Origin of the sequence: Roseicella sp. DB1501, from assembly GCF_013112485.1 — a bacterium.
In the GTDB taxonomy this organism is placed as follows: domain Bacteria; phylum Pseudomonadota; class Alphaproteobacteria; order Acetobacterales; family Acetobacteraceae; genus Paracraurococcus.
On the sequence record NZ_JABFHG010000003.1, the window covers coordinates 148,058 to 168,867 of the forward strand.

14 protein-coding genes are annotated in these 20,810 nt (G+C 71.8%); 8 read left to right on the forward strand and 6 right to left on the reverse strand.

Annotated features, from left to right (window positions below):
• Window positions 1-30: 30 nt before the first annotated feature.
• Window positions 31-1,143 (reverse strand): acyltransferase, encoded by a 1,113-nt coding sequence (locus HJG45_RS07005; RefSeq protein WP_171611392.1) that lies wholly within the window; start codon window positions 1,141-1,143, stop codon window positions 31-33.
• 487 nt (window positions 1,144-1,630) lie between these two features.
• Here HJG45_RS07005 and HJG45_RS07010 point away from each other — a divergent pair, with 487 nt between their 5' ends.
• Both HJG45_RS07010 and HJG45_RS07015 read left to right on the forward strand, forming a co-directional pair.
• Window positions 1,631-4,243 (forward strand): carbohydrate-binding domain-containing protein, encoded by a 2,613-nt coding sequence (locus HJG45_RS07010; RefSeq protein WP_171611393.1) that lies wholly within the window; start codon window positions 1,631-1,633, stop codon window positions 4,241-4,243.
• Window positions 4,244-4,581: 338 nt separating this feature from the next.
• Window positions 4,582-5,673: a cellulase family glycosylhydrolase gene (locus HJG45_RS07015; protein ID WP_171611394.1), complete on the forward strand. Its 1,092-nt coding sequence runs from the start codon at window positions 4,582-4,584 to the stop codon at window positions 5,671-5,673.
• A gap of 37 nt (window positions 5,674-5,710) precedes the next feature.
• Here the strand turns inward: HJG45_RS07015 and HJG45_RS07020 are convergent, their stop codons facing one another.
• Genes HJG45_RS07020 through HJG45_RS07030 form a run of 3 tightly spaced genes read right to left on the reverse strand, consistent with a single transcriptional unit; the run spans window position 5,711 to window position 8,186 of the window.
• The gene (locus HJG45_RS07020; protein WP_171611395.1) at window positions 5,711-6,589 is read right to left on the reverse strand and encodes a lysophospholipid acyltransferase family protein; all 879 of its coding nucleotides are present in this window, start codon (window positions 6,587-6,589) and stop codon (window positions 5,711-5,713) included.
• Window positions 6,586-7,938: a cytochrome P450 gene (locus tag HJG45_RS07025; RefSeq protein WP_368040532.1), complete on the reverse strand. Its 1,353-nt coding sequence runs from the start codon at window positions 7,936-7,938 to the stop codon at window positions 6,586-6,588. The genes HJG45_RS07020 and HJG45_RS07025 overlap by 4 nt, the downstream gene beginning before the upstream one ends.
• A gap of 5 nt (window positions 7,939-7,943) precedes the next feature.
• A complete protein-coding gene (locus HJG45_RS07030) occupies window positions 7,944-8,186 on the reverse strand; it encodes an SDR family NAD(P)-dependent oxidoreductase (protein ID WP_217362856.1) in 243 nt (80 codons plus the stop codon).
• A gap of 337 nt (window positions 8,187-8,523) precedes the next feature.
• Between HJG45_RS07030 and HJG45_RS07035 the strand changes: the two genes are divergently transcribed.
• The 3 genes from HJG45_RS07035 to HJG45_RS07045 are packed head-to-tail and all read left to right on the forward strand — an operon-like array spanning window position 8,524 to window position 14,243.
• Window positions 8,524-9,621, forward strand: a complete 1,098-nt coding sequence (locus HJG45_RS07035) for an efflux RND transporter periplasmic adaptor subunit (protein WP_171611396.1) — start codon at window positions 8,524-8,526, stop codon at window positions 9,619-9,621.
• A 6-nt stretch (window positions 9,622-9,627) separates the two neighbouring features.
• Entirely contained in the window at window positions 9,628-12,810 is a 3,183-nt protein-coding gene (locus HJG45_RS07040) for an efflux RND transporter permease subunit (RefSeq protein ID WP_171611397.1), read from the forward strand.
• Window positions 12,811-12,815: 5 nt separating this feature from the next.
• Entirely contained in the window at window positions 12,816-14,243 is a 1,428-nt protein-coding gene (locus HJG45_RS07045; protein ID WP_171611398.1) for a TolC family protein, read from the forward strand.
• A 119-nt stretch (window positions 14,244-14,362) separates the two neighbouring features.
• On the opposite strand, the gene HJG45_RS07050 is transcribed toward HJG45_RS07045, so the two are convergent.
• The gene (locus tag HJG45_RS07050) at window positions 14,363-15,508 is read right to left on the reverse strand and encodes a hypothetical protein (RefSeq protein ID WP_171611399.1); all 1,146 of its coding nucleotides are present in this window, start codon (window positions 15,506-15,508) and stop codon (window positions 14,363-14,365) included.
• 40 nt (window positions 15,509-15,548) lie between these two features.
• Entirely contained in the window at window positions 15,549-16,175 is a 627-nt protein-coding gene (locus HJG45_RS07055; protein WP_171611400.1) for an ABC transporter substrate-binding protein, read from the reverse strand.
• Window positions 16,176-16,334: 159 nt separating this feature from the next.
• On the opposite strand from HJG45_RS07055, the gene hpnA reads away from it, so the two are divergent.
• The 3 genes from hpnA (at window position 16,335) to shc (ending at window position 20,715) form a co-directional block, all read left to right on the forward strand.
• Window positions 16,335-17,312 (forward strand): hopanoid-associated sugar epimerase, encoded by a 978-nt coding sequence (hpnA, locus tag HJG45_RS07060; RefSeq protein WP_254452340.1) that lies wholly within the window; start codon window positions 16,335-16,337, stop codon window positions 17,310-17,312.
• Complete coding sequence (locus tag HJG45_RS07065; RefSeq protein WP_171611402.1) at window positions 17,309-18,484, forward strand: glycosyltransferase; 1,176 nt, start codon at window positions 17,309-17,311, stop codon at window positions 18,482-18,484. Before hpnA ends, HJG45_RS07065 begins: the two co-directional genes overlap by 4 nt.
• 155 nt (window positions 18,485-18,639) lie before the next feature.
• The gene (gene shc, locus HJG45_RS07070; protein ID WP_408902012.1) at window positions 18,640-20,715 is read left to right on the forward strand and encodes a squalene--hopene cyclase; all 2,076 of its coding nucleotides are present in this window, start codon (window positions 18,640-18,642) and stop codon (window positions 20,713-20,715) included.
• The last annotated feature ends 95 nt before the right edge of the window (window positions 20,716-20,810 follow it).

Here is a 20,810-nt window from a genome sequence, read left to right on the forward strand (position 1 = left end):
GGTGCTCCGGCCGCAGGGGCCGGAGGCAGATCATGGCGCTGCGGCCACCGGATCCACCCGGGGGCGTGGCCGCTGCTGCCGTAGCAGCAGCAGGATCGGCTTCTCGAGCGCGTAATAGACGGCGATGGAGACGCCCATGGCGAAGATGCTCGCCGCGATCACGAAAGCCCAAGGGTCGTCGATACGCAGCCAGCGCCAGAGGATGGCGAAGATGTTGATCGAGAAGGGGTGCGACAGGTAGAGCGAGTAGGAGGCGTCGCCCCCGAGGCGCAGCCACCGCCCGATCGGACCGATCCGGGCCGGCTGGCTGCCCAGGATCAGGCCGGCGGCCAGCAGCAGGCTCGGCAACCCGTTGCGGATCAGGCGGGATGGCGTCTCGAAGGGTGCGCGGTCCGGCGCGATATGCGCCATGGCCGAGAAGCCGAAGGCAATCGTCAGCACGACCGCAGCGCCGACCAGCAGGGCGCGCGTCGGCATCGGCAGCCGCCAGCCTCTGGAATAGAGCATGGCCAGGCCGATGCCGAGGAGGAACTCCAGGATGATCGGGCTGCCCCAGAAGTGCAGCGGCCAGACCGTGGCGGGCACGAGCATGCCAAGCAGGATCAGGCCGGCGAAGGCGGCCAGCAGGACGGCGATGCCGGTCTTCCGCTCGAAGCGCAGGGCCAGGGCGAAGACGGCGTAGAACAGCATCTCGAAATTCAGGGTCCAGCCAAGGGCGAGGACCGGCAGCAACTCGCCCGAAGGGCCAGGCCAGGGCAGGAAGAAGAAGGAGGCGATGATGTGCTGCGGGCTGGACATGCCGGCGGTGACGCGCCCCGGCATCAGGGTCAGCGCCGCGATCATCGCCAGGGTGAAGCACCAGTAGAGCGGCACCACGCGCAGGATGCGGCGGCTCATGAACTTGCCCGGCGCGCCGCGGCGACCGAATTCGTCCTTGCCGATCAGGTACATGATGAAGCCGCTGATGATGAAGAACAGGTCGACGCCCATTCCCCAGTCGATCGCCGACAGCAGGCCGAAGGTATCCGGCCTGGCATAGCCCAGCTCCATCGCCTCATGCTGGACATGGCCGAACAGGACCACGCTGGCGGCGATGAAGCGCAGCACCTGCACGTTGTGTAAGATGGATCGCGGCTCTGTCATCGACGTCTCTGAGCAGTGGCAGCCATGTCGATGCGTGTGCCACAGGCACAATCACTCCGACAATGACGCGCTGCGTGATTCCATGTCACGTTCAGTCTCCCTGCATGAACGGCGCGTGATGGCCGGCTCGTGCCCGCGCCGACGCGACGGTTCAGCATCCCGTGAGAACCGGCTTCCCGGGGCCATGCCATTGCCGCCATGCCCGTCGCGCCCGGTGGGCTTGGACGCGAGGGCGCTGGGCAGAGGCAGCATCAACCATGGATGGACGGCGGGGGGCTGGAGCGGAGGTCATGGGTGGCCAGCGGACAGTCCGGGTCCGGAAGAATAAGCGATCACCGCACCGACAGCAAAATTATTGATTGACAATGATCATAACTGATCCGTGATTTTTTCTTTGTGGTTGTAAAATCGTCGTGTTAGTCGTGCTGGAGCCTGAGTTATTCAACCATAAGTGGAAGCTCAGGCCTTCCAACGGAGGCAAACACGCATGGCAGTTTCCTCGACCCTGGGCTCGCTCGGCTTCGCCACGCCGCTCGGCGAGCTGACGGGAGGCACCGATGCCCAGCTGGCCGCCGAGCTGGCGGACTACAAGGCAGCCGGCGCGACCTGGGTCCGTACCGATTTCTGGTGGGACCTGGTGAAGCCGACCGCCAATGGCGGCTATGACTGGTCGACCCTCGATCGGGTGGTGAACGCAGCGAACGCCCAGGGACTGAAGGTGATCGGCGAGCTGCTCGGCCTGCCCTCCTGGGTCATCAACAGCGGCGGCGTCGCGGGCAATGTCTCGGCCTATGCCGGCTTCGCCAAGGCCGCCGCCGAGCATTTCGGCGACAAGGTCGACTACTGGGAAGTCTGGAACGAGCAGAACCTCTCCGGCTTCTGGGGCGGCCAGCCCGACGCCGCGGCCTATACCCAGATCCTCAAGGCCGCCTACACCGCCATCAAATCCGTCGATGCCGACGACTTCGTCATCTCCGGTGGCCTCTCCCCCGCCCCGGATTCAGGCAGCGGCTGGCAGAGCGCCGTCTCCTTCCTGCAGCAGATGTACGCCAACGGCGCCGCGGACTATTTCGATGCCCTCGGCTTCCACCCCTATTCCTGGCCGCTCATGCCGAACAACACGGCATCCTGGAACGGCTTCCAGATCATGCAGACCGGCATCCGCGACCTGATGGTCGCCAACGGCGATGCCGACAAGCAGATCTGGATGACCGAGTTCGGCGCCCCGACCGATGGCGGCAGCGGCGCCGTCAGCGAGGCCGACCAGGCCACGATGCTGCAGCAGGCCATCACCTTCCAGCAGAACACCGCCTGGGCCGGCCCGCTCCTCTACTACTCCTACCAGGATCGCGGCAGCGGCAGCTGGTCCGGCTACTCCACCGAGAGCTTCTTCGGCCTCATCCGCACCGATGGCTCGCACAAGGCCGCCTACGACGTGTTCAAGAACGGCGCCGGAACCATAACCCCCGGTACGGACACCACGCCGATCACCAAGACCCTCGGCAGCGGCAGCGACACGCTGGTGCTGAAGATCTCGCAGGAAGCCTATCAGGGCAGCGCGCAATACACCATCGCGGTGGTCGACGGCAAGCAGATCGGCGACACCCAGACCGCCGGCGCCCTCTACAAGAGCGGCGATGACACCATCACCGTGAAGGGCGACTGGGGCGCGGGCAACCACACCGTGACCGTGACCTTCCTCAACGACATCTGGGGCGGCTCCGCCGACAAGGACCGCAACCTGCATGTCGACGGCATCACCTTCAACAACACCGCGCTCGCCAGCGGCACCGCGACGCTCGGTGCGAACGGCCCGGCCAACTTCACCTTCACCAAGGCCGCGGTCGATACCAACGGCGCCATCACCAAGACCCTCGGCACCGGCAGCGACACGCTGGTGCTGAAGATCTCGCAGGAAGCCTATCAGGGCAGCGCGCAATACACCATCGCGGTCGACGGCAAGCAGATCGGCGACACCCAGACCGCCGGCGCCCTCTACAAGAGCGGCGATGACACCATCACCGTGAAGGGCGACTGGGGCGCGGGCAACCACACCGTGACCGTGACCTTCCTCAACGATATCTGGGGCGGCTCCGCCGACAAGGACCGCAACCTGCATGTCGACGGCATCACCTTCAACGGCACCGCGCTCGCCAGCGGCACCGCGACGCTCGGCGCGAACGGCCCGGCCAACTTCACCTTCGCCAAATCCTCTGGCACGAGCAACGATACCGCGCCGGCCATGCAGTTCGGCACCGTCGGAACCTGGGGGCAGGACAGCAAGGTCTCGGAGAGCCACCTCACCTATGGCGGCCAGGACTACCACGCCTTCCGCGCCACCGCCTCCTGGGGCACGGTCGACACCGTGAAATCCGCGCCGGCCAGCTGGGCGGCGACGAACAACACGCATCTCGCGGTCGACAATTTCAAGCAGGTGCAGCTCGATCTCCGCGCGGCGGGCAGCACCGGGCTCGACGTCATGGCGGTCGCCGCGAAGGGCGGCGCCATCACGACCGGCAATGGTAACGACCTCATCACCTGGCTGGCCCATACCGATGCCTCGGGCTCGGGCAACACCATGCTCATCACCACCGGGTCCGGCAACGACACCGTCAAGGTCACCGCGGCCAGCGTCTCCACGCTCGATCAGTACGATACGAGCAACAATGGCAGCCTGTTCAACGCTGGTTACAACGGCAAATACTCAACCGCCGATGTCTATGTCGGCCCTGGCACCGACACCGTCACCGTGGAGGGCACCGTCCGCCTGGTGCTGCATGCCGGCGCCGGCGCGGTGACGGCGACGGGCGGGGCTGCCTCCGACAGCTTCTTCCTCGGCAAGGGCACGGCCGACCTGACCGGCGGCGTCGGCAACGACCTCTACATCATCACCCAGGACAGCGGCCATGCGGTGATCGAGGACTTCGCCTCGGGCAGCGACAAGCTGCGCTTCACGGGCATCGCCTCGGGCAGCGTGACCACCAGGCTGGCGACCGAGAACGGCGTCTCCGGCCTCAAGGTCACCTATGACTCGGCCGGCGACAACGTCTTCCTCGCGCATGTGACGAAGATCGCCGCCGCCGACATGGTCTTCGCCTGAGTCGACCCTGTGCCTTCCCGCCGGGCCCGCAGGCCCGGCGGCGCCTCTCGCCCGGTCGGGACCTGCCATGGGTCGCGGCCGGGCGTTATCCTGTCCGGACACGAGCGCTTGTGCCATGCCGGGCCGGCAAGGCTTGGACAGCGGCGGAAAACCGGCCACATCTCAAGGGGATCGCGGCGCCGGGCGCGGCCCGCCGGCCTTCGGGCCAGGCCGCCGCGCTGGGCGTTGCCGCTTCCCTGGCCGGTCCGCCCGACGCGACAATGGCGTGTCGGTACGGAACGGCAGGCTGTCGCGACCGCTCCACCGGCACGGGACGACGACGCGGACGGAGGAGCAAGATGCGACGCGCACTGATCAAGGGCTGTCTTGCCAGCCTCCTGGCCGGGCCGGCCTTGGCCCAGACCCGGCAGAAGGCCGCGCCGGCGCCGGCCGCCGCGGCCGGGAAGCGGGTCGAGCTCGGCCTGGCAACGCCGCTGCAGGACCTGCTGGGAAATTCGCCCTCGGACATGCAGCAGCAGATCGCCGACTATGCGCGGCTCGGCGCCACCTGGCTGCGCACCGATTTCTGGTGGGACCACATCCAGCCCTATCGCCGGCCGATCTACGACTTCGACAAGTTCGAGGCCATCGTGACCGCGGCGAAGCGGCATGGTCTCGAGGTCCTGGCCGAGCTGCACGGCATGCCTTCCTTCGTCGCCGATAGCGGCGGCATGGGCTTCGAGGGCAACCGCAGCGCCTATATCGACTACGCGCTGGCCACCGCCCGCCGCTTCCGCGGCCGGATCCGCTACTGGGAGATCTGGAACGAGCCGAACCTGCAGGACATCTGGGGCAGCCCGCCGAACGCGGCGCTTTACACCCGCGTCATGCGCGACACCTACACGGCGCTGAAGCGCGAATTCCCCGATTGCTTCATCGTCTCGGGCGGCCTGTCCCCGGCGCCGGAGACGGCCCGAGACCATACCGGCGCCATCGACTTCGTGAAGGGGATGTATGCGAGCGGCGGCAAGGGGCATTTCGACGCCCTCGGCTTCCACCCCTATTCCTGGCCCCTCACGCCGCGGGACGCGGTGCCCTGGAATGGCTGGGACATCATGGAGCGCAACATTCGCCAGATCATGGTCGAGCAGGGCGACGGCGAGAAGAAGATCTGGCTGACCGAATTCGGCGCCCCGACCGATGGCGGCAAGAACGCCGTCTCGCCGGAAGCCCAGGCCGAGATCCTCCGCCAGGCGATCGACCGCGTCAGCCGCGAGCCCTGGGCCGGGCCGATCTTCTGGTACTCCTACCGCGACAAGGGCGGCAGCCGCACGGATACCGAGAACTGGTTCGGCCTGGTCGGCCCGCGCGGCGAGCGCAAGCCGGCCTACGACCTGTTCCGCACCACCGGCGCCGCGGGCAGGCAGGAGAAGCCGCGGCCGCAGCGCTGAGCCCGCCCCGGTCCTCGCATTGGCCTCCGCACTGGCATCAGCGCCAGTAGAGCAGCGGGAACCACTGCTCGAGATGCCGCAGCACCGCCGGGGCGATCGCCGCGTCGAGCGCGGCGGCGCCCGCCGCGACATCCGCCGCCCGGTCGGCGGTGCGCGGCACCTCGATCGGCGGCAGGAAGCAGGCCTCGAAGCGCGGGTCGCCCGCCGGCCCGGGCAGGCGCAGCGCATAGCCCGGCAGGATCGCCGCGCCCGCCAGCCGGGCCAGCTTCACCGCCTGCACGAGGTTGCCGCCGAGCGGCTCCGCCCGGCCGAGGCGCGGCGCCATCACCCGGCCCTCGGTGACCTCGTCCACCAGCATGTAGAGCGCCTCGCGGCCCTCGCGCACCGCCCGCAGCGCCGGCCAGGTCGCCTCGCGGCCGAGCGGCAGCAGGCGCGCCCCGGCACGCAGGCGCTCGCGCACCAGGAGCTGGCCGCGGAACTCGGCCGCCGGCGGCGGGTCGTGCACCACCGCGACCGGGATGCCGAGCCGATGCGCCGCCAGGCCGAGGATCTCCCAATTGCCCAGATGCAGCCCGGCGACGATCACCGGCCGCCGGTCCCGGTGCAGCGCCAGCAGCGTCGCCTCGCCCCGCGTCGTCACCCGCCCCTCGTCGTGCAGGCGGATGTAGCAAGGGACCTCGCAGGCGGTGCGGGTGGTCGCATCCCATAGCGCCGCGACCGTCGCGTCCGGGGCGAGGTCCGGCCGCAGCCGCGGCACCGCCGCCCGCGCCATGGCGTCCAGCCGCGGATAAAGTTTTGGTGCCACATGCCGGGCGATGGCCCCGGCCAGCGCCTGACCGGCCGGCGTCGGCAGGTGCCGCATGGCCGCGACGACGCTGCGGTCGAAGCCGCCCACCAGCCAGCGGCGCGGTGTCATCGCGGCGTCAGCAGCATCGGCAGGGTCTCGCCCGGCCGCAGGGTCAGCCGACAGACCGGGAAGACCTGGGCGCCCGGGGCGAGGCGCAGATGGAAGGCGGGCAGCAGCGTCGCCAGCACGATCACCGCCTCGGCGAGGCCGAAGCCCATGCCGGTGCAGACCCGCGGGCCGAGGCTGAAGGGGACGTAGGCATGGCGCGGCCGCTCCGGGCCGCCGGGCAGGAAGCGGTCGGGCAGGAACTGGTCCGGCCAGCGCCACCAGCGCCGGTGCCGGTGCAGCAGCCAGGGCACCACCATGACAAGGTCGCCGGGCCGCACCGCATGGCCGCCGATCTCGATCGCCTCCTGCGCCTGCCGCGCCAGCAGGGGTACTGGGGGGTAGAGACGCAGTGTCTCCTCGACCACGGCGCGGAGGAAGGGCAGGCGCGGCAGATCGTCCCAGCCGGCGGCGCGGCCGCCGAGGGCGCGCGCCTCGGCCACCGCCCGCGTCTCCGCCGCCGGCGCCTGGGAAAGCAGGTAGAAGGCCCAGGCCAGCGCGTTGGCCGTGGTCTCGTGCCCGGCCATGAAGAGCGTCGCCGCCTCGTTGCGGAAGGCGGTCGCATCCATCGGCCGGCCGCTGCCCGGCAGCGCCGCCTCGGCCATGGCGCGGATCAGCGAGGTCTCGCCGCCCTGCATGGCCTCCTGCACCAGCCCCTCGATCACGTCGTGGATGCGCCGCACCTCCGCGGTCACGCCGCCGCGCCGCCGCGGCAGCCAGTCCGGCAGGCCGAGCACGCTGAACAGGTCGAGATGCCCGATCCGCGCCTGGTAGCGGGCGAAGGCCTGCACCACCGTCGCCGCCGCCTCGCCGCCGAGGCGCCGGCCGAAGAGGGTGCGGCAGATCACCTCGGCCGCGAGCTGGCCCATGGCGGCGAGCAGGTCGATCGGCTGCCCGGCCGGCCGCGCCCGCCAGGCCTCGCGGAACTCCGCGGCGACCTCGGTCATCACCGGGGTGAGGGAGGCAAGGCGCGAGGGATGGGTGACGGCGGCGACCACCCGCCGCCGCTCCTTCCAGACCAGCCCGTCCGAGATGAACAGCCCGTCGCCCAGCAGCGGCTCCAGCGCGTGGCGCATCTGCGGGCTCTTCCGCTCCAGCGCCGCGTGCTGGTCGATGAAGGCGTCCTGCACGCTGTCCGGGCTGTTGCAGATGAGGATCCGCCGCGCCAGCAGCCGCGTCGGGATGATCTCCTGCTCGAAATGCGCGTCCAGCCAGACCTCGAGGAAGCTCCGCCGCGCCCGCCGCAGCAGCTCGGGCAGCGGCAGGCGGGTTTTCGGGCGCTCGGGATAGGGCGGGATGAAGAAGCCGGACACGCTGTTCATTCGCGAAGGACACGCAGCGGCGCGAAGCTCTGGCGCACCGGCAGCACGGCGCGGGTCATGTAGAGCAGGCCTTTTACCTTGGTATCGACCATGGCCTCCCCATCATCCAGCCAAGTGGACGGCGCCGGTTCCAGCCCGCGAGCCAGGCTGGCATTGTTCACCAATAGGTCGATTTCGGCAAAGCCCGCAGGTAAGGCGTCGATCGCTCCTTCCATCGTCGTGCGATCGGCGACCAGCACCCTTGGCCCCGAGCTTGGCCCTGGGGCGGTGGGCGATGGCGAGGCCGCAGCCGACCGTCGCGCCGGTGACGAGGGGCATCCTTCTCGGCTGCGTGATGCCCAGGCCAGACCCGGAGGGTTGAAAAGCCTTACAAAGTGTCCATTATCCGGCGCGTCGGCCGGCGTTGCAGACCGTCGCAAGACGGCGCGTCCGGTGAAAACGGACCCAAATTGAGCCGACGCGTGCCTTCGTCCATCGGTGCGCACTGCTATGGGTGCTGAGCCGTGCGCCTCCCATCCCGGCATGTTGGGGGCTGAATCTGTGGTTTCTGGGAATGCGGCGCGGCGTTGGCTCGGCATGCTGGCCTTGGCCTCGCTCGTGCTGACGATGGCTGCCCGAGCGGCTGAGGGGCCGGTCAGCGACATTCTCATCCCGATGGATGAGCGGCGCGCCCGCGCCGCCGGCATCGATGTCACCCGCGTGCAGGCGGAGGCCGGGACGGCGCAGACCATGCTGCCCGGCACCGTGGCGGTGCCGCCGCAGCAGCTGCGGATCGTCGCCGCCCCGGCGGCCGGTCTGGTCGAGAGCGTGCTGGTCGCGCCGAACGAGCCGGTGAAGGCCGGCGAGGCGCTCGCCCGGCTGCGCAGCACTGACCTGCTGGAGGCGCAGCGCACCTATCTGCAGGCCCTCTCGGCCGAGGAGCTGGCGAAGCAGCGCCTGGCGCGCGACGAGCAGATGTACCGCGAGCGGATCATCGCCGAGCGGCGCCTGCTGACCACGCGCGCCGACCACGAATTCGCCCGCACCAACCTGCAGGAGCGCGAGCAGATGCTCTCGCTCCTCGGCATGGCGGCGAGCGACGTGGCGGCGCTGCGCAAGAGCCGGCGCATGGCCGCCGCGCTCACCGTCACCGCGCCCGAGGACGGCGTGGTGCTCGAGACCCGGACCAGCGCCGGCGAGCGCGTCGCCGCCTCGGCCCCGCTGTTCTCCATCGCCCGGCTGAAGCCGCTCTGGGTCAACCTGCAGGTGCCGCTGCCGCAGGCGATGGTGATCGAGCCCGGCACGCGGATGAGCATCCCCGGCACCGCCGCGCAGGGCGAGGTCATCCGCCTCGGCCGCAGCGTCGATCCGGCGACGCAGAGCGTGACCGCGGTGGTCGAGGTCTCGGACGGGGCGGAGATGCTGCGCCCGGGCCAGGTGGTGACCGCCGCCGTCGCGCTGCGCCCGAACGGCACGCCGCAATGGAGCGTGCCGGCCGGGGCGGTGGTGCGGCATGCCGGCCGCTCCTGGGTCTTCGTCAGATCCGCCGACGGCTTCCGCGCCAAGCCGGTGACGGTGATCTCGGAATCCCCGAGCAACACCTCGATCCGGGCCGGACTGACGTTGGACGACCAGGTCGCCACCCGCGGCATCCTGACCCTGCTCGCCGAACTCACCGAAGTCTACGGGGGCTGAACCGCCATGCTCGGACGTCTCGTCGAGCTGGCGCTGCGCCAGCGGTTGATCGTGCTCATCGTCACCCTCGGGCTGATCGTCTGGGGCGTCGATTCCTATCGCAAGCTGCCCATCGACGCCTTCCCTGATGTCTCGCCGACGCAGGTTCTGGTGGCGATGCAGGCGCCCGGCCTGCCGCCCGAGGAGCTGGAGGCGCAGGTCACCAACCCGATCGAGATCGCCATGCGCGGCATCCCGAACCTGGTCGGGATCCGCTCCATCACGCGCTACGCCATCGCGCTGATGACCTTCGAATTCGCCCCCGGCACGGACGTCTACTGGGCCCGCACCCAGGTCGACCAGCGGCTGGACGACCTGGAATCGCAGCTCCCGGACGGGATCTCGGGGGGGCTCGCGCCGGTGGTCACGCCGCTTGGCGAGATGCTGATGTTCACCCTCGAGGGCGGCAGCATCTCGCCCATGGCGCGGCGGACCATCCTCGACTGGGTGATCCGCCCGCAGCTCCGCGGCCTGCCCGGCATCGCCGACGTGAACACCCTCGGCGGCTTCGTCCGCACCTATGAGGTCGCGCCCGACCCGGCGGCGATGGCGGCGCGCGGCATCACCACCGAGATGCTGGCCAACGCGCTCGGCGAGAACAACCGCAACGACGGCGCCGGCCGGGTGCGGGACGGCGAGGAGGCGCTGCTGGTGCGCGCCGAGGGCCGCATCCGCAACCTCGACGACATCCGCCACATCGTCGTCGCCGCCCACCCGACCGGCGTGGTGCGGGTCTCCGACGTCGCCGATGTCCGCTTCGGGGCGCTGGCGCGCAATGGCGTCGTCACCCGCGACGGCGAGGGCGAGGCGGTCTGGGGCATCGTGCTCGGCATCCGCGGCGCCAATGCCAAGACGGTGGTCAACAACGCCAAGGCGAAACTGGCGGAGATCCAGAAGACCCTGCCCGAGGGCGTGAAGATCGACATCTTCTACGACCGGAACGACCTGATCGAGAAGGCGGTCTGGACCGTGCAGAAGGTCCTGCTGGAGGCGATCGCCCTCGTCGTCGTGCTGCTGATCCTCTTCCTCGGCAACCTGCGCGCCGCCCTCGTCGTCTCGCTCTCCCTGCCGCTAGCGGTGCTCGGCACCTTCGGCATCATGCGCATGACCGGCATCTCGGCCAACATCATGTCGCTCGGCGGCCTCGCCATCGCCATCGGCCTGCTGGTGGACTGCGCCGTCGTCATCGTCGAGAACACGGCGCACAAGCTCGGCACCGCGCATGGACGGGCCGACTATCTCGGCCGCATGCGCATCACCGCCGAGGCGGTGCGCGAGGTCGCCGTGCCGCTGGTCTCGGGCGTCATCATCATCATCACCGTCTTCCTGCCGCTGCTCTCGCTGCAGGGGCTGGAGGGGCGGCTCTTCGCGCCGGTCGCGCTGACCATCGCCTTCGCCCTCTGCTCGGCGCTGTTCATCTCGCTCACCTTCGTCCCGGCCCTGGCCGCGACGCTGCTCAAGGTCGGCGGCCATGCGCGGGAGCCCTGGCTGGTGCGACTGCTGCACCGGGTCTACGACCCCTTCCTCGGCTGGGCGATGCGCAACCCGTTCAAGGTCGGCGCGGCGGCGCTGGCCGGGCTGGTGCTGGCGGGCTTCCTCTTCACCCGCATCGGCTCCACCTTCATGCCGGTGATGGACGAGGGCACGCCGGTCATCACCGTGCGCAAGCACCCGACGATCAACGTCGAATCCGCCGCCGCGACCGACCTGGTGATCCAGCAGCAGATCATGGCCGCGGTGCCGGAAGTGCGCGGCATGATGGGTCGCGCCGGCGCCGACGAGATCGGCATCGACCCGGTCGGGCTGAACGACAGCGACCACTTCCTCGACATCAAGCCGCGCTCCGAGTGGCGCGAGCCGAAGAACCCCGATTTCGTCGTCAACGAGCTCCGCAAGGTGCTCGACCACATCCCGGGCATCAGCTACGCGATCAACCAGCCGATCGACATGCGGGTGCAGGAGATGATCATCGGCGCCCGCGGCGACGTGGTGATCAAGGTATTCGGCTACTCCATCCCCGAGCTCAACCGGATCGCGACCGAGATCGAGAAGGTGGTCGAGGGCATCCAGGGCTCCTCGGAGGTCTTCGCCCTGCGCAACGAGGGCATGAAGTACCTCAAGGTCGCCATCGACCGCTTCAATGTCGGGCGGCTCGGCCTCAACGTCCGGGACGTGCAGCAGGCGCTGCGCGTCTGGGTGGATGGCCGCGACCTTGGCATCGTGCTCGAGCAGGAGCGCCGCATCCCGCTGGTGCTGCGCGGCGAGGGCAGCCTGCGCCGCTCGGCGGCCGATCTCTCCCGCGTCATGCTGGCCCTGCCCGGCGGCCGCACCGTCGCCCTCTCGCAGGTGGCGAAGATCACCGAGGAGGAAGGGCCGATCCAGGTGATCCGCGAGGGCACGCAGCGCTACGCCACCATCCTCTCCAACGTCCGCGGCCGCGACCTGGTCGGCTTCGTCGCCGAGGCGCAGGCGGCGGTCGCGCAGCAGGTGAAGCTGCCGGCGGGCTACCGGCTGGAATGGGGCGGGCAGTTCGAGAACCAGCAGCGCGCCTCGGCGCGGCTGGCCATCGTCGTGCCCATCGCCCTCGCCCTCATCTTCCTGCTGCTCTACTTCACCTTCAACTCGGTGCGGGAGGCATTGCTGGTCTTCTGCAACGTGCCCTTCGCGGCCATCGGCGGCGTCATCGGCCTCTATGTCTCGGGCGAGTTCCTCTCCGTCCCCGCCTCGGTCGGCTTCATCGCGCTCATCGGCATCGCGGTGCTGAATGGCGTGGTGCTGATCTCCTATATCAACCGCCTGATTGCCGAGACCGGGCTCGGCCTGCAGGAGGCGGTGCTGGAGGGCGCGAAGCGGCGCATGACGCCGGTGACGCTGACCGCGACCATCGCCGCCTTCGGCCTCGTGCCCTTCCTCTTCGCCGAGGGGCCGGGCTCCGAGATCCAGCGGCCGCTCGCCGTCGTCGTCATCGGCGGGTTGGTGACCGCGACCGTCCTCACCCTGGTGCTGCTGCCGATCCTCTACGCCCGCTTCGCGGTCCGGGGCGGCGCGTCGGACGAGACGGCGGACCCGCCCTCCTCGGCTGCCGCCGACGGGACGCCGCTGCCGCCGCCACCCTCGGCCGCCAGCCACCAGCCGGTGGTGGCGAAGTAACCACCATGCGACGCTCTCTCCCGGGTTTGGCCTTCCTCGCCCTGGCCGGCGCCACGGCGCTGCTGGCCACCGATCCCCGCGGCGCGCTGGCGCAGCAGACGCCGCTGTCGCGGCCGCCGCTCCCGACCTTTCCCGAGGCCGGCAACCCCTCGACGCGCATCCTGCCCCCCGTGGTGCGGCCGCCGCCCGAGACCCCCCCCAAGGCGCCGCCCAACCGCCGCGCGCAGCGCAGCCATCCGAGGCCGGCTCCGGCTCCGGCGGCGGCCGTGCGCAACGCGCCGGCGGAGGCGGCCGGCCTCGCCGAGGATCTCGATGCCGCGCTCGCCATCGATGCCGGGGCGCGGGCGATCCGCGGCCAGCGCGACGCGGTGCGCTCGCGCGACGCCCAGGTCCGCTCGCCCATCGCCGGCTCGCCGGCCATCGGCAGCTCCTTCCGCTCCGACACGCGCGGCCCGCGCCTGGCCAATGAATGGGATGTCGAGATCGGCGCCCCGCTCTGGCTGCCCGGCCAGCGCAGCGCCCTCGCCGGCACGGTCAATGCCGGTGTCGAGGAGCAGGAGCGCCGCTTCGCGCTCCGCCGGCTCGAGCTCGCCGCGCAGCTCCGCGACGCCTTCTGGGCGGTCGGCCTGGCCGAGCGCGAATGGGGCGTGACGCGCGACCGGCTCGCCACCGCGCGCGACATCGGCCGCGACGTGCAGCGCCGCGTCGAGCTCGGCGATATCCCGGCGACCGAGGCGCTGCTGGCCCGCAACGAGGAGCTGACCGCCGAGTTCGAGCTCGCCCGCGCCGAGGCGGCGGTGGCCGCCGCCCGCGCCGCCTACCGCACGCTGACCGGCGGCAGCGAGGCCGCCTTCGAGGCGGGCGGCCGCACGCCGAGGCCGCTCGCCGGCCCGGCGAATGGCGAGGCGCATCCGGCGATCCGTGCCGCCGAGGCGGCGCTCGCCACCGCCGAGGCGCGCGCCAGGCTGGTGGCGGCGACGCCGATCGACAATCCCGAGCTCGGCCTCTTCACTCGCGGCCAGGGCGGGCCGCTGACCGAGAACGGCACCTCGCTCGGCCTCCGCGTCCGCATCCCGCTGCCGACCGAGGCGCGCAACGCGCCGCGGCGGGCGGATGCCGAGGCGGAGCGCACGCGGGCCGAGGGCGAGCTGCTGCAGGCGCGCCGCCTGGTGGAGGGCGAGGTCCGGCTGGCCCGTCTCGCCCTTGCCGCGTCCGAGCGGGCGCGGCAGCTCGCGGCCGACCGGCGCGAGGTGGCGGAGCGCCAGCTCGCCGCCGGGCGCACCGCCTTCCGCTCGGGCGAGATCGGCGCCTTCGACCTCTTCCGCATCCGGCAGCTGCAGATCGAGGCGGCGGCGGTGGATGCGCGGGCGGAGGTCGAGGTCGGCCGGGCGCGCAGCCGGCTGAACCAGGCGCTCGGCCTGGCGCCCGGCTGAGGCTGGGCAGCACCCGCCCTGGACCATGATCCGCCCGCACAGGGTCGCGGATCATGGTCCAGGCCGCTGTTTGATCGCGTGAGTCTCGCCTTCGGTGGTCCACCTCAGGCGATCACGCTCTACCGCACGAGGCGCAGCGTCCCGGTGCTCGGGATCTCGCCGGCCGATTTCTGCAGGTTCAGCAGCTCGGCGGTCAGCGCCAGGACCGAGAGGGTCATGTCCTCCCGGTCGTCCTGCGCCGCCACCCACCAATGCTGGCCGCGATACTCGACCGCGAAGCGCGGGCGCGGCGGCGGCGCGGGCCAGAGGCGGAAGAGGCGCGGCGTCGCCTCGCCGACGCGGATCCGGTAGGGCCGGCCCGCCTCCTCCCGCCGCTGCACCGCGCCGAGATAGCGCATCAGCTCGTCCACCGAGCGGAGATACCAGCCGAAGCCAGGCGCCGCGGCATGGCCCGGGGTGATGGCCGGGTCCGCCACCTCCTCCGCGGTGCAGGGATTGCCGGCCTGCGCCATGGGCGAGATCTGCGGCGCCTCGTTGTCCATCGCCAGCGCCTGGTAGCGCCCGTCCGGCCCGGCGACGCAGAGGGCGAGCTGCCCGACCGGGCGGTAGATGCGCCAGCCCGGCCCGTCCGGGCGCAGCGAGATGCCGGGCTGGCGCAGCTCGGCCAGCACCTCGGGCGCTGCCGCCTGCGCCGCGGTGAGGCGCGGGCCGAGCGGGACGAGGCGGGTATAACCGTTGAATTGCAGGCGCCCGTAGCGCGTCAGGCGCTCGACCATGGCGGCGAACTCCTCCGCCGAGGGGCTTTCCGGGTCGTTCGGGATGCTGCGGCCGCCCGGCCCCTCGTCGAAGCGCGCGACCAGCAGGTGCAGCAGCAGAGGATCCGGCAGGCCGCGATCGGCGAGCAGGCGGAACAGCGCCGGGTCGATCGGCCGCAGCAGCCCGCGGGCGAATTCCTGGCGGTCGAGCGGGCCGATGTCGAAGCTCGGATTGGTGGCGACGAGGCCGGCCGGCTGCACGCCGTTGTTCACCGCCGTCAGGTCGTAGCCGATGCCGGCCGAGAGGGTGAAGGCGCCGTGGATGGCGCCGATGGTGGTGAAGTGCAGCGGCGCCCGGTCGCGCGCCCGCAGCAGGTTCAGCACCAGCAACGTGTCGGTCGCCACCTCGACGCTGTGGTTGTAGTCGATGCTGTGCGCGCCGATCGCGCCCGAGAGGGAGCAGCCCGGAAGGCCGAGGGCGAGCAGCGCGGCGCCGAGGCGGCCCCACATCAGGATGGGGCCGGCCGGTCCCGGCGCGCACGGCACAGGCTCAGCCCCGGAGCAGCGCCTGCGTCCGCCGCTGCAGCTCGGCCGTCAGCCGCGGCGCGCCGCCTTCGCGCAGCAGGGTGGTGAACTCGGCGCGGCGGCTGGCCAGCTCGCTGACCGTGCCGCTCAGATAGACATCGACCACGCGCCAGGCGCCGCCCGCGTTGCGCAACCGGTAGTTCAGCGCCACCGGCTCGTCGCGCGGCCGGACCAGCATGGAGCGCACGAGCCGGTCGCCGTTCGACAGCTCGCTCTCGCCCTCCATGCGGAAGCTCTCCCCGGCATAGCCGTCGAAGCGGTTGGCGAAGGTGGCGATCGACCATTCGGAGAAGGCGCGGATCAGCGCCTCCTGCTCGGCCGGCGCGATCTGGGTCCAGGCCGGGCCGATGGAGATGCGGGTCATCGCCGGCAGGTCGAAGGCCGTGCCCATGGCCGGGGTCAGCCGCTGCATGCGGCCGCGGATGCCGAGGCGCTGGGCATTGCGCATGATGTCGAGCAGCACCGCGTGGAAGCCCTCGATCACCGCGGTGGGCGAGCCCGCCGCGGCCTGGGCCAGGGCGGGGCGCGTCCGGGCGGCGAGCGGCAGCAGCGCGGCGGCGAGGAACAGGGGGCGGCGGGGAAGGGGGCGCATGCCGCGGGGCTTACCACGCCGTCCGGCCGGGCGGCGACGGGGCCGCGGATCAAGCCGGCTGGAAATGTGGCCCCGGCCGGGCCACAACCCGGACCCATGACATCCTCTGGACCGAACGAGGCGCCGCCGCCCGGCGGGGGCGCCGGGCGGGAGCGCGTGATGCTGACCGGCGGGACCGGCTTCCTCGGCTCCGCCATCGCCCGCGCCCTGGCGGCGGCGGGGCATGCGGTGCGGGTCCTGGCCCGGCCCGGCACGCCGCGCGACGTGCTGGCGGGCGTGCCGGTGGAATTCGCGCCCGGCGACCTGACCGATGCCGCCTCCCTCGCCGCCGCGGCGCGGGGCTGCGACGCGCTCATCCACTGCGCCGCCGATTATCGCATCTGGGTGCCCGACCCGGCGCGCATGACGGCGGTGAACGTCGCCGGCACCGAGGCAGTGATGCGAGCGGCACAGGCCGCCGGCTGCCGGCGCGTCGTGCATGTCTCCTCCGTCGCCACGCTCCGGCCGCGCGCCGATGGCCGGCCGGCGACCGAGGCGGATGCCGCCCGGCCGGAGGAGGCGATCGGCCCCTACAAGCGCAGCAAGACCGAGGCGGAGCGGCTGGTCGAGCGGCTGGTGGCCGAGGCCGGGCTGCCGGCGGTGATCGTCAACCCCTCCACCCCGATCGGGCCGCGCGACCGCCGGCCGACCCCGACCGGCCGCGTCATCCTGGAGGCGGCGCGTGGGAAGATGCCGGCTTATGTCGATACCGGGCTGAACCTCGTGCATGTCGAGGACGTCGCCGCCGGCTGCGTCGCGGCGCTGCGGCGGGGCGCGGTCGGCGAGCGGCACATCCTGGGCGGCGAGGACGTGCCGCTCGGCGCGCTGCTCGGCCATATCGCCGGGCTGTTCGGCCGCCGGGCGCCGGTGCGGCTGCCGCGCGCGCCGCTCTGGCCGCTGGCGCTCGCCGCCGAGGCCTCGGCGCGGGTGACGGGGCGGGAGCCGATGCTGACCCGCGACGGGCTGCGCATGGCCGGCCACCACATGTACTTCGCCTCGGCCAAGGCGGAGCGGGTGCTTGGCTACCGCGCCCGGCCTTGGCAGGAGGGCGTGGCGGATGCCCTCGCCTGGTTCCGCGCCGAGGGCATGCTGCGATGACGCTCTGGATCGCCCTGGCCGCTTGCCTTGCCTGGGCGGTGCTGCTGCTCGGCCGCGGCTTCTTCTGGCTGGCGCGCAACGACGACCGCGACGCCGCCCGCCTGCCCGACCCGCCATCCTGGCCGCGCGTCGCCGCCGTGGTTCCGGCGCGCGACGAGGCGGCGACGATCGGCGCGACCGTCGCCTCGCTGCTTGCCCAGGACTATCCGGGAGAGTTCCGGCTGGTGGTGGTGGATGACCGCTCCACCGACGGCACCGGCGAGGCCGCGCGGGCCGCCGCCGCCGGCGACCCGCGGCTGACCGTGCTGCGCGGCGGCCCGCGGGCGCCGGGCTGGACCGGCAAGCTCTGGGCGCTGGAGCAGGGGCTCGGGGCGGCGCTCGCCGAGACGCCCAATGCGACACCCGATGGGGCGCCGGACTACCTGCTGCTCACCGACGCCGATATCCGCCACGCGCCGGACAGCCTGCGGATGCTGGTCCGCCGTGCCGCCGCCGAGCGGCGGGTGCTGGTCTCGCTGATGGCGCGGCTGCGCTGCGAGAGCCCGGCCGAGCGCTGGCTGATCCCGGCCTTCATCTTCTTCTTCCAGATGCTCTACCCCTTCCGCTGGTCGAACGACCCGCGCGCCCGCACCGCCGCCGCGGCCGGCGGCTGCGTGCTGCTGGAGCGCGCGGCCTTCCAGCGCGCCGGCGGCCTGGCGCCGATTCGCGGCGCCCTGATCGACGATTGCGCCCTGGCGCGGCGGATGAAGGCGGTGGGGCCGATCTGGACCGGGCTGACGGAGCGGGTGGAGAGCCTCCGCCCCTATGAGACGGTGGGGCCGATCCGCCGCATGGTCGCCCGCACCGCCTATGCCCAGCTCGGCTACCGGCTGGTGGCGCTGGCCGGGATGATGCTGGCGCTGGCGCTGGTCTTCCTGGCGCCGCCGTTGCTGGCGCTGCTGGCCGATGGCCTGGCGGCGCTGCTCGGGGGCCTGGCCTGGCTCGCCATGGCTGTGGCTTTCGCGCCGACATTGCGGCGATTCGGCCTCTCGCCCCTGCGCGGCCTGCTCCTGCCGGGCATCGCCGCCACCTACATGGCGTTCACGCTGGACTCGGCCCTGGCCGAGTGGCGTGGCCGTGGCGGCATGTGGAAAGGAGAGGCCGGGCCGCGGACTGATCCGGGACCAGTGTGACCTCGCACCAAGGCACAGTGCCGCATTAAAGTCGCACCATATGCCGAGCCGGTCTTCGCAAGCGCGAAGAACGGACGTATGCGATCTGGAATGGCGCCATGCCGCATCGGCGCAGCCCTCCTCGCGGGGCGGGCACGACGGGGCTGGCAAGGAGTATGTTCGCGTTGTCGAAAATGCAGGACCTTGCCGCGGCAGCGGCGCGGCCGGACTTCGCTCTCGCCGAGGGGTTGATCGAGGGCCATTCCGGGACCGCTCTCGATTCCGCTATCGGGCGCGCTACCGACCACCTCCTGCGCTGCCAGCAGGCGGATGGCCACTGGGTGTTCGAGCTGGAGGCGGATGCCACCATCCCGGCCGAGTACATCATGCTGCGGCGCTTCTTCGGCCGGCGCGATCCGGCGCGGGAGGCGCGGATCGGCCGCTATCTCCGCCGCATCCAGGCGCAGGAGACCAGGACCGCCGGCGGCGGCTGGCCGCTCTTCCATGGCGGGCCGCTCGACGTTTCCTGCTCGGTGAAGGCCTATTTCGCGCTGCGCCTGATCGGCGACGCGCCGGAGGCGCCGCATATGGCGCGCGCCCGAGCGGCGATCCTCGCCGCCGGCGGGGCGGAGCGGAGCAACGTCTTCACCCGCGCGACCCTGGCGCTGTTCGGCGAGGTGCCCTGGCATGCCGTGCCGGTGATGCCGCCCGAGATCTGCCTGCTGCCGCGCTGGTTCCCCTTCCATCTCTCCAAGGTCAGCTACTGGGCGCGCACCGTGCTGGTGCCGCTGACGGTGGTGATGGCGCGCCGGCCGACGCCCCTGGTGCCGACCGGCGTCTCGCTGCGCGAGCTGTTCCGCACGCCGCCCGAGCGGGTGCGCCGCTGGCCCGGCGGGGCGCATGCCGCCGAGCCCTGGAAGACGCTGTTCGCCGCGCTGGACTGGGTGCTGCAGCGGACCCAGCACCACTTCCCGGCCGGGGCCCGCGCCCGGGCCGAGGCGAAGGCGGAGGCCTTCGTGACTGAGCGGCTGAACGGCGAGGACGGGCTCGGCGCCATCTACCCCGCCATGGCCAACGCCATCTGGATGTATCACTGCCTCGGCGTGCCGGAGGACGACCCGCGCGTGGTCACCGCCTGGTCGGCGGTCGAGAAGCTGGTACTGGACCGGCCCGAGGCCGGCACGCCGGAGGAGAATCCCGGCGAGAGCTACGTCCAGCCCTGCCTCTCGCCCATCTGGGACACCGCCCTGGTCAGCCATGCGCTGCTCGAGACCGGCGATCCCCGGGCCGAGGCGGCGGTCACTCGCGGCCTGTCCTGGCTGCTCGACCGGCAGATCACCGATGTCGCCGGCGACTGGGCCGAGGCGCGGCCGGGTGTGGCGCCGGGCGGCTGGGCTTTCCAATACGCCAACCCGCATTACCCAGATGTGGACGACACCGCCGTGGTGGTGCTCGCCCTCGACCGGGCGGAGCGGCAGATCGGGCCGGCCGGCCGCCGGATGGCCGAGGCGGTCTCCCGCGCCACGAACTGGGTGGTCGGCATGCAGTCGAAGGGCGGCGGCTGGGGCGCCTTCGATGCCGACAACACCCATCACCACCTGAACTCCATCCCCTTCGCCGACCATGGCGCGCTGCTCGACCCGCCGACCAGCGACGTCTCCGGCCGCTGCCTCGCCATGCTGGCGCAGCTCGGCCATGGGCCGGACCACCCGGCGGTGCGATCGGCGATCGACTACATGCTGGCCGAGCAGGAGCCGGATGGGTCCTGGTACGGCCGCTGGGGCGTGAATTACGTCTACGGCACCTGGTCGGCGCTGACGGCGCTGAACGCCGCCGGCTTGGCGCCCGAGCATCCGGCCATGCGCAAGGCCGTCGCCTGGCTGAAGGCGCGGCAGAACGCGGATGGCGGCTGGGGCGAGGACGGCTTCACCTATCCGCGCTGCGGCGGCACCCGCGCCGATACCGATCTCGCCATGGGGCCGAGCACGGCGAGCCAGACCGCCTGGGCGCTGCTGGCGCTGATGGCGGCCGGCGCGGTGGACGACCCGGCAGTGGAGCGCGGCGCGCAGTGGCTGATGCGCCAGCAGCGCGCCGATGGCGACTGGCCTGAGGAGGATTATACCGGCACGGGTTTCCCGCGAGTCTTCTACCTCCGCTACCATGGCTATGCCCGGCTGTTCCCGCTCTGGGCACTGGCGCGGCTGCGCAACCTGCGACGGGGCAATTCGCGGCAGGTGATGCACGGGCTCTGACGCCGCCGCGGGGACGCATCTCGTCAATTGGTGCGGTCCCGGCTTCCTCGACGGCGCCGCGGCAGGCGGTGGGCGGTGGACCTGGGACCTAAGCC

What these genes read in the sequence shown, in the direction of transcription:
- HJG45_RS07045 (WP_171611398.1), top strand. Translation starts at nt 12,816, where the DNA reads ATGCGACGCTCTCTCCCGGGTTTGGCCTTCCTCGCCCTGGCCGGCGCC.
- hpnA (WP_254452340.1), top strand. Translation starts at nt 16,335, where the DNA reads ATGCTGACCGGCGGGACCGGCTTCCTCGGCTCCGCCATCGCCCGCGCC.
- HJG45_RS07055 (WP_171611400.1), bottom strand. Translation starts at nt 16,175, where the DNA reads ATGCGCCCCCTTCCCCGCCGCCCCCTGTTCCTCGCCGCCGCGCTGCTG.
- HJG45_RS07065 (WP_171611402.1), top strand. Translation starts at nt 17,309, where the DNA reads ATGACGCTCTGGATCGCCCTGGCCGCTTGCCTTGCCTGGGCGGTGCTG.
- HJG45_RS07050 (WP_171611399.1), bottom strand. Translation starts at nt 15,508, where the DNA reads ATGTGGGGCCGCCTCGGCGCCGCGCTGCTCGCCCTCGGCCTTCCGGGC.
- HJG45_RS07015 (WP_171611394.1), top strand. Translation starts at nt 4,582, where the DNA reads ATGCGACGCGCACTGATCAAGGGCTGTCTTGCCAGCCTCCTGGCCGGG.
- HJG45_RS07020 (WP_171611395.1), bottom strand. Translation starts at nt 6,589, where the DNA reads ATGACACCGCGCCGCTGGCTGGTGGGCGGCTTCGACCGCAGCGTCGTC.
- HJG45_RS07040 (WP_171611397.1), top strand. Translation starts at nt 9,628, where the DNA reads ATGCTCGGACGTCTCGTCGAGCTGGCGCTGCGCCAGCGGTTGATCGTG.
- HJG45_RS07010 (WP_171611393.1), top strand. Translation starts at nt 1,631, where the DNA reads ATGGCAGTTTCCTCGACCCTGGGCTCGCTCGGCTTCGCCACGCCGCTC.
- HJG45_RS07035 (WP_171611396.1), top strand. Translation starts at nt 8,524, where the DNA reads ATGCTGGCCTTGGCCTCGCTCGTGCTGACGATGGCTGCCCGAGCGGCT.
- shc (WP_408902012.1), top strand. Translation starts at nt 18,640, where the DNA reads ATGTTCGCGTTGTCGAAAATGCAGGACCTTGCCGCGGCAGCGGCGCGG.
- HJG45_RS07005 (WP_171611392.1), bottom strand. Translation starts at nt 1,143, where the DNA reads ATGACAGAGCCGCGATCCATCTTACACAACGTGCAGGTGCTGCGCTTC.